This is a genomic window from Streptococcus sp. k-378, assembly GCF_013277505.1.
In the GTDB taxonomy this organism is placed as follows: Bacteria; Bacillota; Bacilli; order Lactobacillales; family Streptococcaceae; genus Streptococcus; species Streptococcus pseudopneumoniae.
This window is the reverse complement of record NZ_VMNC01000117.1, coordinates 1-11,822: the sequence shown is the minus strand read 5'-3', so window position 1 is coordinate 11,822 and position 11,822 is coordinate 1. Positions and strand designations below refer to the sequence as shown.

Sequence of the window (11,822 nt, the reverse complement as noted above, 5' to 3'; positions counted from 1 at the left end):
TTGAAGAGATTTTTGAAGAGTATTAAGGAGCAAAACGGATGCAGACTGCTTCGGGAACATGGAAGTCGTTGGAGAGTTCTGCTAGACGACCATTGTCACAATTACGTTTAAAGACAGTTGCATTGTCAGAGTCTTGGTGGACAGCAATGAGAAATTTTTGGTCAGGTGTCAAATCAAAATCACGTGGAGTCTGACCATGTGTTGGAACGATTTCTAATAACTCTAAGCTACCGTCCGCAAGGATGGTATATACTGCGATAGAATCATGACCACGGTTAGAAGCGTAGAGGTATTTACCGTCTGTAGAGAGACGAATAGCAGCGGTTCCATTAAAGCCTTCATAACCGTCTGGTAGAGTTGAAATCACTTGCATACGTTCAAATTCGCCAACGCCATCGTAGATTAGAACCTCGATAGTGCTATTGAGTTCACAAATCAGATAAGCGATTTTATAGTGGTTATGGAAAACGATATGACGTGAGCCCGCTCCTGGCTGGCTATTGTAGGTATAGAGTTTAGATAATTTCCCTTCTTGATCAAGGTCATAAGTGATAACTTGGTCAGTACCCAAGTCGCAGGTCACTAGATAGTGGTCAGGTGTTAAATCTGTATAGTGAACATGGGGGGAAGCTTGATTTTCATGTGGACCTTGGCCACTGTGTTGATCCATATCACTAAGTAGAAGACTCCCATCCTTCTGACGTTTATAAACAAGGACCTGTCCCTTGTGGTAGTTGGCTGCATAGACCAAATTACGCTTTTCATCAACGGCAACATAACAGTGGGGAGCTCCTTTTTCAACGACGTGATTTAATAAAGCCCCGTCAGTTTGATAGGCTGCAATCCCTCCCTTATCGTCTTGACTACCAACAGTGTATAGGTGTTGGTGCTGGTCAAAGGCAAGGTAGGTTGGACTTGGCTCAGCTGTAAAAAGTTCTAGATTTGAAAGCTGACCAGTTTCTGTATCAAAGTCAGCCTTGTAAATCCCTTGGGAAGTACGACGTGTATAAGTTCCAAAATAAACAGTTTCTTTCATAACGTTACCTCTATATAAAGATAAGACTATTATATCACAAAAACAAGCCAATTAAAGACATCCAATTAGATGTAAGCACTTTAAAAAAGAGTTATTTTGATTTAAAAATGGTATAATGAGAGAACGATAGAAAGGAAGTATTTATGGAGCAAAAAGAGAAACATTTTAGCCTATCTTGGTTTTTTAAGTGGTTTTTAGATAACAAGGCCATTACGGTATTTTTAGTAACCTTATTATTGGGACTCAATCTTTTTATTTTAAGTAAGATTAGTTTTCTATTTTCACCTGTTTTAGACTTTTTAGCAGTTGTGATGTTGCCAGTCATTTTGTCTGGTTTGTTATATTATTTGTTGAATCCTATTGTTGATTGGATGGAGAAGCATAAGGTTAATCGTGTTATAGCTATCACTATTGTCTTTGTTATCATCGCTCTCTTTATCATTTGGGGCTTGGCAGTCGCCATTCCAAATCTGCAACGTCAGGTTTTGACATTTGCAAGAAACGTTCCTGTTTACTTAGAAGATATAGATAGGATTGTTAATGGATTGGTAGCCCAGCACCTGCCAGATGATTTCAGACCTCAATTAGAGCAAGTTTTGACCAATTTTTCTAGCCAGGCTACAGTTTGGGCGAGCAAGGTTTCATCTCGGGCAGTCAACTGGGTGAGTGCCTTTATTAGTGGGGCTTCTCAAGTGATTGTTGCCTTGATTATCGTTCCGTTCATGCTCTTTTATCTCTTGCGTGATGGGAAAGGCTTGCGTAACTATTTGACCCAATTTATGCCAAGAAAATTGAAGGAACCTGTTGGACAAGTTTTATCAGATGTGAATCAACAGTTGTCCAACTATGTTCGAGGGCAAGTAACAGTGGCTATTATTGTAGCAGTAATGTTTATTATCTTCTTTAAGATTATCGGTCTACGTTATGCGGTTACGCTTGGTGTTACTGCTGGTATTTTAAATCTGGTTCCTTATCTTGGTAGCTTCCTAGCCATGCTTCCTGCCCTAGTTTTGGGCTTGATTGCTGGGCCAGTCATGCTTTTGAAAGTAGTGATTGTCTTTATCGTAGAACAAACTATTGAAGGCCGTTTTGTCTCTCCATTGATTTTGGGAAGTCAATTAAACATCCATCCCATTAATGTTCTCTTTGTTTTGTTAACTTCAGGATCTATGTTTGGTATCTGGGGAGTTTTACTTGGTATTCCAGTTTATGCCTCTGCTAAGGTTGTCATTTCAGCCATTTTCGAATGGTATAAGGCAGTCAGTGGTCTATATGAATTAGAGGGCGAGGAAGTCAAAAGTGAACAATAGTCAACAGATGTTACAGGCTTTGGAGGAGCAAGATTTAGCCAAGGCTGAGCACTATTTCGTCAAAGCTTTAGAAAATGATCCAAGTGACCTTCTGTATGAGTTGGCAACTTATCTTGAAGGAATTGGTTTTTATCCTCAGGCAAAGGAGATTTACCTGAAAATTGTAGAGGATTTCCCAGAGCTTCATCTTAATCTAGCTGCAATTGCTAGCGAGGATGGTCAAATCGAAGAAGCCTTTGCTTATCTTGAGGAAATCCAAGCTGACAGTGACTGGTATGTTTCGGCTTTGGCTTTGAAGGCAGATCTTTACCAGATGGAAGGTTTGACAGATGTGGCGCGTGAGAAATTGCTGGAGGCTTTGACCTACTCAGAGGATCCTCTCTTGATATTGGGTTTGGCAGAGTTGGATAGTGAGTTGGAAAATTACCAAGAGGCCATTCAAGGCTATGCCCAGTTAGATAATCGTACTATTTATGAGCAAACGGGCATTTCCACCTATCAACGAATTGGTTTTGCCTATGCCCAGTTAGGGAAATTTGAAACGGCTACTGAGTTTTTAGAAAAAGCCCTGGAGTTAGAATACGATGACCTAACAGCTTTTGAGTTGGCCAGCCTTTACTTTGATCAAGAAGAATACCAAAAAGCCACCCTTTACTTTAAGCAGCTTGATACCATTTCTCCTGACTTTGAAGGCTATGAATATGGTTATAGCCAGGCCTTACATAAGGAACATCAAGTTCAAGAAGCCCTGCGTATCGCTAAGCAAGGCTTGGAGAAAAATCCCTTTGAAACTCGCCTCTTGCTAGCTGCTTCGCAATTCTCTTATGAATTGCATGATGCAAGTGGGGCAGAAAATTATCTCCTAACAGCTAAAGAAGACGCTGAGGATACAGAAGAAATCTTGCTTCGTTTAGCCACTATTTATCTGGAGCAGGAGCGTTATGAGGATATTCTAGACTTGCAGAGCGATGAGCCAGAAAATCTCTTGACCAAGTGGATGATTGCTCGTTCCTATCAAGAAATGGACGATTTGGATACTGCCTATGAGCATTACCAAGAGTTGGCAGGAGATTTAAAGGACAATCCAGAGTTTTTGGAACACTATATCTATCTCTTGCGTGAATTGGGCTACTTTGAGGAAGCAAAAGTCAATGCACAAGCTTACTTAAAACTGGTTCCAGATGATGTGCAAATGCAAGAACTGTTTGAGAGATTGTAAGAATGTTTAAACATATAGAACTGTAGTTTATCTATTTTGATAGCTACGGTTTTTATTTGTATATGATAGAATTTTTTTGCAAAAATGGTTGGTTATTTTGTTTATTCATGCTATAATAGGAACAATTACTTTTAGGAGGTGCAGTATGTCTTATTTATTTGAGATATTACCGAGTTTACTGAATGGTGCGAGCACGACTGTACAGGTCTTTGCACTGGTCTTGCTATTTTCGATTCCTTTGGGCGTTTTGATTGCCTTTGCCTTGCAAGTCCATTGGAAGCCCCTCCATTATCTGATTAACATTTACATCTGGGTTATGCGAGGAACTCCCTTACTCTTGCAACTGATTTTTATTTATTATGTGCTCCCAAGTATTGGGATTCGTTTAGACCGCCTTCCTGCAGCTATTATTGCCTTTGTTTTGAATTATGCGGCTTACTTTGCAGAAATTTTCCGTGGGGGAATTGACACTATTCCAAGAGGACAGTATGAGGCTGCCAAGGTCTTAAAGTTTAGCCCTTTTGACAGAGTGCGCTATATTATCTTGCCCCAAGTGACCAAGATTGTTCTTCCTAGTGTCTTTAATGAAGTTATGAGTTTGGTCAAGGATACTTCTTTGGTCTATGCTCTAGGAATTTCTGATCTTATCTTGGCTAGTCGAACAGCTGCCAACCGTGATGCTAGTCTGGTTCCTATGTTCTTGGCAGGAGCCATTTACTTGATTTTGATTGGGATTGTGACAATTATTTCCAAAAAAGTTGAGAAGAAGTATAGTTATTATAGATAGGAGGCTGCCATGTTAGAATTACGAAATATCAATAAGAAATTTGGAGACAAACAAATCCTGTCTAATTTCAGTCTAAGTATTCCTGAAAAGCAAATCCTGGCTATCGTTGGACCTTCTGGTGGAGGTAAGACAACTCTTTTACGTATGCTTGCAGGTCTTGAAACTATTGATTCAGGGCAAATCTTTTATAATGGAGATTCCTTAGAGCTGGATGAATTACAGAAGCGCAATCTACTGGGATTTGTATTCCAAGATTTTCAACTGTTCCCTCATTTATCAGTTCTGGACAATTTGACTTTATCGCCTGTGAAGACCATGGGGATGAAGCAGGAGGAGGCTGATAAGAAGGCGCGTGGTCTCTTGGAACAGTTAGGACTAGCAGGACACGCAGATGCCTATTCTTTCTCGCTATCTGGTGGGCAAAAGCAGCGGGTGGCCTTGGCGCGTGCTATGATGATTGACCCAGAAATCATTGGCTACGATGAACCAACTTCTGCCCTGGATCCAGAATTACGTTTGGAAGTGGAGAAGCTAATCTTGCAAAATAGGGAACTTGGGATGACCCAGATTGTGGTTACCCATGATTTGCAGTTTGCTGAAAATATCGCAGATGTATTATTGAAAGTAGAACCTAAATAGGAGGAAAAATGGATGAAAAAATGGATGCTTGTATTAGTCAGTCTGATGACTGCTTTGTTCTTAGTAGCTTGTGGGAAAAATTCTAGCGAAACTAGTGGAGATAATTGGTCAAAGTACCAGTCTAACAAGTCTATTACTATTGGATTTGATAGTACTTTTGTTCCAATGGGATTTGCTCAGAAAGATGGTTCTTATGCAGGATTTGATATTGATTTAGCTACAGCTGTTTTTGAAAAATACGGAATCACGGTAAATTGGCAACCGATTGATTGGGATTTGAAAGAAGCTGAATTGACAAAAGGAACGATTGATCTGATTTGGAATGGCTATTCCGCTACAGACGAACGCCGTGAAAAGGTGGCTTTCAGTAACTCATATATGAAGAATGAGCAGGTATTGGTTACGAAGAAATCATCTGGTATCACGACTGCAAAGGATATGACTGGAAAGACATTAGGAGCTCAAGCTGGTTCATCTGGTTATGCGGACTTTGAAGCAAATCCAGAACTTTTGAAGAATATTGTCGCTAATAAGGAAGCGAATCAATACCAAACCTTTAATGAAGCCTTGATTGATTTGAAAAACGATCGAATTGATGGTCTATTGATTGACCGTGTCTATGCAAACTATTATTTAGAAGCAGAAGGTGTTTTAAACGATTATAATGTCTTTACAGTTGGACTAGAAACAGAAGCTTTTGCGGTTGGAGCCCGTAAGGAAGATACAACCTTGGTTAAGAAGATAAATGAAGCTTTTTCTAGTCTTTACAAGGACGGCAAGTTCCAAGAAATCAGCCAAAAATGGTTTGGAGAAGATGTAGCAACCAAAGAAGTAAAAGAAGGACAGTAAGATAAAATAGTGGCTGAGACTACGTTTTGATTAGCAAAACGTAGTTTTTTGTAATCTAGGAAAACGATAATAGCGATTGAATCTGGATAATTGAATATGGAATAGCCCACTGTGATTTCTAAAACATTGTTAAAAATTGATTTGACTTCCAAAATTAAAATGTTCTGTAATGAAATGCTGATGTAACTGTTTTAGGAACAATAAAACGCATAATATTAAGGTTTTTGCACCTTACATTATGCGTTTTTGTGATTTTAAGACTTGTTAGCTGATTTTTTACAATCCAGCAAAGTCCTTGATTTCTTGTGCTGACATTGAAGAGTCGCAACGGACGTTGATTTGTCCATCTGTAATATGAATAAAACCTGGTACAGTTGGGATTCCATAGCGTGAGCGGAATGCTTGCAACTCATTGAGTTGGCTTGGTTCTTCACTATTGATGAAGTAAATGTGAGCTTTGGTTTCAGCTACGACACCTGACAATGTACCTGCAAATTTACGGCAGTAAGGGCAAGTTTTGCGACCGATAAAGAAGGTTGCAGTTTCTTTTTTATCAAGAGCTTCTTGCGCACGCACAACTGTAGTGACTTCAAGGTCTTTGATGTTATCTAAAAATTGTTCCATGAGATTACCTCGCTTTCATTGATAAGTCTAGTATGCCATAAAGTTTCTAAAATTGCTTAGATTTGATACGAAAAAAGATGAGGTTGGATGGTCTCATCTTTTATAGGATTTTATTTTACAAAAGCATTGATTTCTGCTTCGATGTTCGCAATTTTAGCTTGTGATTCTTCGTTTGTTTCCCCTACAACTGCAATGTAGAACTTGATTTTTGGTTCTGTACCTGAAGGGCGAACAGCAATCCATGAACCGTCAGCAAGTGTGTATTTCAACACATCGCTTGGAGGAGTTGTCAAGTTTGTAACAGTACCGTCAGCAGTAGCTGTTTGAGCTTTGAAGTCTTCTACGACAGTGATAGCTGTTGTGTTCCATTCTTTTGGAGCATTGTTACGGAATTTAGCCATAATCGCTTTAATTTGTTCAGCACCATCAACACCTGAAAGGGTAACAGAGATTGTCTTTTCTGCATAGTAGCCGTACTCTTTGTAGATTTCTTCGATACCATCAGCAAGTGTCAAACCGCGTGAACGGTAGTAGGCAGCAAGTTCAGCAACGACAAGAACGGCTTGGATAGCGTCTTTATCACGTACAAATGGTTTAATCAAGTAACCGAAGCTTTCTTCAAATCCCATCATGTAAGTGTGATTGTGTTTTTCTTCGAATTCTTGGATTTTTTCAGCGATAAATTTGAAACCTGTCAAAACGTTGAACATGGTTGCGCCGTAGCTTTCAGCAATCTTCGTTACCAAGTCAGTTGATACGATAGATTTGCAAAGGGCTGCATTTTCAGGAAGAGTTCCAGCATTTTTATGAGCTTCCAAGATGTATTTAGCCATGATAGCACCGATTTGGTTACCTGAAAGGTTGAGGTAGCTACCATCTTTTTGAAGAACTTCAACACCAACACGGTCAGCGTCTGGGTCAGTTGCGACAAGAACATCTGCACCAACTTGACGACCAAGTTCTTCAGCAAGGGCAAAGGCTGCTTGGCTTTCTGGGTTTGGAGATTTTACAGTTGAGAAGTCTGGGTCAGCAGTTGCTTGCGCTTCAACAACTTGAACAGAGTCAAATCCTGCTTGGGCAAGAGCACGACGAGCCAACATTTCACCAGTACCATGAAGTGGTGTGTAGACAATCTTCATGTCTTTACCAAATTCTTCAATCAAGGCTGGGTTGATGTTTACGTCCTTAACCTCTTTAAGGTATTCTACGTCAACAGCTTCGCCGATAACTTCAATCAAGCCAGAAGCTTTTTCAGTTTCCACATCAGCAACTTCAACTGCAAATGGATTTTCGATTGCACGGATATAAGTAGTCAAAGCGTCCGCGTCATGTGGAGGCATTTGTCCACCGTCTTCACCGTAAACCTTGTATCCGTTAAATGGAGCAGGGTTGTGGCTGGCTGTGATCATGATACCTGCGAAACAGTTGAGGTGACGAACTGCAAATGATAGTTCTGGAGTTGGACGAAGGCTTTCAAATACATAAGATTTGATACCATGTTTAGCAAGAACTGCCGCAGATTCAAAGGCAAACTCAGGTGAGAAGTGACGGCTATCGTAGGCGATTGCTACACCGCGTTCTTTCTCGTTTCCACCTTTTGACTCAATCAAACGAGCCAATCCTTCAGTAGCTTGACGAACAACGTAGATGTTGATGCGGTTTGTACCAGCACCAATCAAGCCACGCATACCTGCAGTACCAAATTCAAGATTTGTATAGAAGGCATCTTCCTTTGTTTTTTCGTCCATATTTTCCAAATCTTGACGAAGATAGTCAGGAAGCTCCGCAAAATCAACCCATTTCTGGTAATTTTCTTGGTAAGACATTAAAATTCTCCTTTTTGTAAATTGTTTTAACCGTTCACATTATAGCACTTTTTAGCATTTTAGTAAAACGGTAGCATAAGTTTTTAGTCAATGAGCGAAGAAGACTGTACTATTCATAATTTTGATTTAAGTGTGTTAATTACAAACCGAAATGACAAGTCAAGTTTATCCTATTTGTAGTCTCTAAAAAATTGAAATTAAACCTTATTCGTTGTATAATTTAAAATGAGGATTATTATATAAGATCTGTTATAATATATATCTTTTGATATATATATATGGAAGTAGTCATGAATAGTCCAGAAAAACAATTAAAATACAGTATTCGAAAAGTGAGTGTCGGTGCAGCTAGTGTTGTCATTGGGGCGCTCTATCTTTTGATGGGAGCTGGGATTGCTCATGCTGAGGGCGTGGAGTCAGCGAGGGAAGCTGAGAGGACAGCAAACCCGACAGATCCAGGACAGTCTGGAATTGGAGAGCCAGAAAACAAGACTGACCTCAGTCATACTGATGCAGCAGCAAACACCTATAATGCTCCCGTAGCTGACAATCCGCTAGTAACTCCAGAAAGTACGAAACCTCGTACTCGTAGTAAAAGAGAATTAGCTGATGAGGAGGCAAGTGATTCATCGAATGGAGCTACAGACCCAGCAGATACTGATCCAGCTTTACTGGATGCCAATCGTAAGGGTGACGCAGTAAAAGAACACCAGCCTGGGGTCATTGTGCCTAAAGATGGAGAAAAGGGTGGGGATGATAAGAATGCCAACCTGAAATTTGATGATTCTAAGGAAAATCTGACTCTCGAACAATTATGGGATATTGTAAAAAACATGCCAGACGACTTCCAAAATAACGAGCGTTCATACTTGAGAAATATGAACACTCTCGGGGATGCACTGAGATTTAAAGACGGGAAAGTCGTTAAAGATGAAGATGGCGAGAAACTACAAGATGGTGAAATTCGTGAAATTAACGAGTTTGGTGGTTGGAAAGCTATAAGCGGTGGAACGTTCGCCATCGGTAAGAAAAATGCTCAAGGGTATTTCACTGGTTGGTACACTGACAAAGATGGACATCGTCAAGAAGGTGGAATGCTTGGTTCTGATGCTCTTGACCGAATCTACCTTCACGAGCAAGCATTAGACCGTCGCTTCAAATATATGTTAATGCTTGTCAAAGGACGTACTCCTCGCCAATAAAAATGATGAAGCACAAGATGGCACTACATTTGATATAAATACAGCGAATAGAACAGGAAATAAGGACAATCTTGCTAGCTTACCTGTAAAAGATAGGGAAGATACTCTCCAACATTCACCAAACTTAGTTGGATTCAATGGAATAGAAAAAACCTTTACTGCCTTTTCCACCAAATATGGAAGTCGTTTGAAAATCGACTTTGTAACAGGGTATATCTCAGACTATGAAGGGTCAAAAGGGACCTATCGTATTGTTGTTAGAGCTATTAAAAAGGATGAAAGTGAAGAAACTATCTATGACCATACTATTAACCGAATTGACGGAGTAGTAGAGAATGAAGAACGCTATAGCCAAGGTGTGGATTTAAAAGAGTTTAATAGAGTAATTAAAAAATTATTGGCAGATGAATACAATAAAAAAGTCAATACTCTTGCACATGCTAAATACAATAAAAAATATCCGGGTGAAAGAAAAGTAGATATTAAGAAACTAGGACCTTTAAAAGAGGAAGCAAAACAAGAACTCGCTAAAAATGGAGATACAATAGTTGAGCTACCGATAGATAAGGAAAAATTGCAAGAAGGTACAGGAAAGCTAAAAAATAAGTTTAAAGAAGAGCTTAATTTTAAAGCTAATTATGCAACTGTAGCTAATAAACTCCGAGCCGTATTAAAGAAAATAACGGATAACGAGGTGCAAAAAAACTCCCCAATATGGGCGGACATCGGTGAACTAAATTCAGAGGGACAACGAAAAGATAGAGAGCCAGATCGTGTCTATAAATTATTGGATTTTGTATTACCAACTGCGAAAAAAATTATCTATCATGCAGATACAGACCAATTAGAACTCCAAACAGATCCAGAAAAAGTATCCAAACATCGTAAAGAGTTAAATGATAGACTAGCAACTAAAGAAGCAGATTTAAAAACTGCTACAGATGAAACTGAAATAACTAAACTAAACAAAGAAATCTCAGCCTTAAAATCAGCCATTGGATCCACAAACGCCTACACTTACCTGGAAGCAAGAAACGGAAGTAAAGAAGCAAAAATCCTTGGCTCACTCATGGAAGCAACTGTAAAACCTCCAATAAATGAGATGACGGACGCTGACTATAACAAATATCGTACTAATGAACTTGCTGCGAAGGAAAAAGATGGTCTTTCAAAATTCACTGCCTATTTTGTTGAAAAAGAAAACATTGAACGTTCAGAGGTGATTTCTGATGATGAATTATCAAAAAAAATTCATGCGGAAATTGGCGGAGATAATGACAAACTAGGTAAAGGTGGATACTTCTCAACAGGAGATATTCCATTAGGTAAAGACGTTGTAGCCTACAAGATACAAGTGTTTGCTGAAAACGAAAAACGCGTTGGGGTTAATAAGCAAAGTCCAAGACTTCAATATAACTTACCGATCCTAGCTGATTTTTCAGTCATCCAAGATACTGTGGAACCATCACGAACTGTTGTTGAAAAAATCATTCCAAAACTAAATATTCCACCAGAAGAGAAAGATAAAATAACCGAAGAAATCAAGAAAAAGAAGAAAACCTCAGAATTGGCAGAACTAATCTCAGGAAATGTGAAAGTTCGCTATGTTGATGAACAAGGGAATTTGTTATCATTGAAAAATGATACTGGAATTGGAGAAAAAGAAAGTGACGGAACCTACATTACCAATAAAAAACAACTGATTGGTACGAGTTATGATGTCACAGATAAAAAACTCAGTAGCATGACTACTACTGACGGAAAATATTATACTTTTGAAAAAGAAGATATAGCTTCTGCAAGTTTAACTGGAGATATTGTAAGAGAAGGTAGAACAGTGACCTTAGTTTATAGAGAGAGCGAAGCGCCAACCACTGCTACAGTAACAGCCAATTACTACAAAGAAGGCACCCAAGAGAAGTTGGCAGAGTCTGTTGTAAAAGCTGATTTAGCGATAGGTTCTCAGTATACTACAGAAGCAAAAACTATTGAAGGGAAAACAACAACTGAGGACAAAGAAGACCGAGTTATCACAAGGAAAACAACATACACCTTGGTAGCAACTCCTGCAAATGCCACAGGAACTGTACCAGAAGACGGTGCAACCGTTAACTACTACTACCGTGAGAATGTTGAAGAAACAGTGGTTCCCAAAACAGCAACCTCTACTGAGACGAAGACTATAACGCGTACCATTCATTACGTTGATAAAGTTACGAACCAAAATGTCAAAGAAGATGTTGTTCAACCTGTAACCTTAAGCCGTACAAAAATTGAGAACAAGGTCACAGGAGTTGTAACCTACGGTGAATGGTCAACAGGTACATGGG

At 39.3% G+C, this 11,822-nt stretch carries 9 protein-coding genes and 2 pseudogenes; 8 read left to right on the top strand and 3 right to left on the bottom strand.

Annotation, left to right across the window (positions count from 1 at the left end):
* Positions 1-22 precede the first annotated feature (22 nt).
* Entirely contained in the window at positions 23-1,036 is a 1,014-nt protein-coding gene (locus tag HT719_RS10055) for a lactonase family protein (RefSeq protein ID WP_000665636.1), read from the bottom strand.
* A 143-nt stretch (positions 1,037-1,179) separates the two neighbouring features.
* Here HT719_RS10055 and HT719_RS10050 point away from each other — a divergent pair, with 143 nt between their 5' ends.
* The 5 genes from HT719_RS10050 to HT719_RS10030 all read left to right on the top strand — a co-directional run bounded on the left by HT719_RS10050 (position 1,180) and on the right by HT719_RS10030 (position 5,840).
* Positions 1,180-2,346 (top strand): AI-2E family transporter, encoded by a 1,167-nt coding sequence (locus HT719_RS10050; protein ID WP_000435457.1) that lies wholly within the window; start codon positions 1,180-1,182, stop codon positions 2,344-2,346.
* Positions 2,336-3,565 carry a tetratricopeptide repeat protein gene (locus HT719_RS10045; RefSeq protein ID WP_023941003.1) on the top strand — a complete coding sequence of 410 codons (1,230 nt, stop codon included), beginning with the start codon at positions 2,336-2,338 and terminating at the stop codon, positions 3,563-3,565. Before HT719_RS10050 ends, HT719_RS10045 begins: the two co-directional genes overlap by 11 nt.
* A 145-nt stretch (positions 3,566-3,710) precedes the next feature.
* Complete coding sequence (locus tag HT719_RS10040) at positions 3,711-4,352, top strand: amino acid ABC transporter permease (RefSeq protein WP_000120830.1); 642 nt, start codon at positions 3,711-3,713, stop codon at positions 4,350-4,352.
* A gap of 9 nt (positions 4,353-4,361) precedes the next feature.
* Positions 4,362-4,991 carry an amino acid ABC transporter ATP-binding protein gene (locus HT719_RS10035; protein WP_100128003.1) on the top strand — a complete coding sequence of 210 codons (630 nt, stop codon included), beginning with the start codon at positions 4,362-4,364 and terminating at the stop codon, positions 4,989-4,991.
* A 12-nt stretch (positions 4,992-5,003) separates the two neighbouring features.
* Positions 5,004-5,840 carry an amino acid ABC transporter substrate-binding protein gene (locus tag HT719_RS10030; RefSeq protein ID WP_000759192.1) on the top strand — a complete coding sequence of 279 codons (837 nt, stop codon included), beginning with the start codon at positions 5,004-5,006 and terminating at the stop codon, positions 5,838-5,840.
* 276 nt (positions 5,841-6,116) lie between these two features.
* On the opposite strand, the gene HT719_RS10025 is transcribed toward HT719_RS10030, so the two are convergent.
* On the bottom strand, positions 6,117-6,464 hold the full coding sequence (locus HT719_RS10025) for a thioredoxin (protein WP_100104434.1): 348 nt from the start codon (positions 6,462-6,464) through the stop codon (positions 6,117-6,119).
* A 110-nt stretch (positions 6,465-6,574) separates the two neighbouring features.
* Positions 6,575-8,290: a phospho-sugar mutase gene (locus HT719_RS10020; RefSeq protein ID WP_172929098.1), complete on the bottom strand. Its 1,716-nt coding sequence runs from the start codon at positions 8,288-8,290 to the stop codon at positions 6,575-6,577.
* Between the two features lie 290 nt (positions 8,291-8,580).
* Between HT719_RS10020 and HT719_RS11765 the strand changes: the two genes are divergently transcribed.
* From HT719_RS11765 to HT719_RS10005, 3 genes and pseudogenes are all read left to right on the top strand, one after another.
* Positions 8,581-9,492, top strand: coding sequence for a YSIRK-type signal peptide-containing protein (locus HT719_RS11765; protein WP_240156571.1), 912 nt, complete (start codon positions 8,581-8,583; stop codon positions 9,490-9,492).
* Positions 9,493-10,690: 1,198 nt separating this feature from the next.
* A pseudogene (locus tag HT719_RS11760) lies at positions 10,691-11,678 on the top strand (MucBP domain-containing protein); the annotation flags it as partial.
* A pseudogene (locus HT719_RS10005) lies at positions 11,636-11,822 on the top strand (cell surface protein); the annotation flags it as partial. The pseudogenes HT719_RS11760 and HT719_RS10005, both read left to right, overlap by 43 nt.

Bases quoted from the DNA above. Each gene is read 5' to 3' on its own strand.
- HT719_RS11765 (WP_240156571.1), top strand. From the start codon at position 8,581: ATGAATAGTCCAGAAAAACAATTAAAATACAGTATTCGAAAAGTGAGT.
- HT719_RS10020 (WP_172929098.1), bottom strand. From the start codon at position 8,290: ATGTCTTACCAAGAAAATTACCAGAAATGGGTTGATTTTGCGGAGCTT.
- HT719_RS10030 (WP_000759192.1), top strand. From the start codon at position 5,004: ATGAAAAAATGGATGCTTGTATTAGTCAGTCTGATGACTGCTTTGTTC.
- HT719_RS10055 (WP_000665636.1), bottom strand. From the start codon at position 1,036: ATGAAAGAAACTGTTTATTTTGGAACTTATACACGTCGTACTTCCCAA.
- HT719_RS10025 (WP_100104434.1), bottom strand. From the start codon at position 6,464: ATGGAACAATTTTTAGATAACATCAAAGACCTTGAAGTCACTACAGTT.
- HT719_RS10050 (WP_000435457.1), top strand. From the start codon at position 1,180: ATGGAGCAAAAAGAGAAACATTTTAGCCTATCTTGGTTTTTTAAGTGG.
- HT719_RS10040 (WP_000120830.1), top strand. From the start codon at position 3,711: ATGTCTTATTTATTTGAGATATTACCGAGTTTACTGAATGGTGCGAGC.
- HT719_RS10035 (WP_100128003.1), top strand. From the start codon at position 4,362: ATGTTAGAATTACGAAATATCAATAAGAAATTTGGAGACAAACAAATC.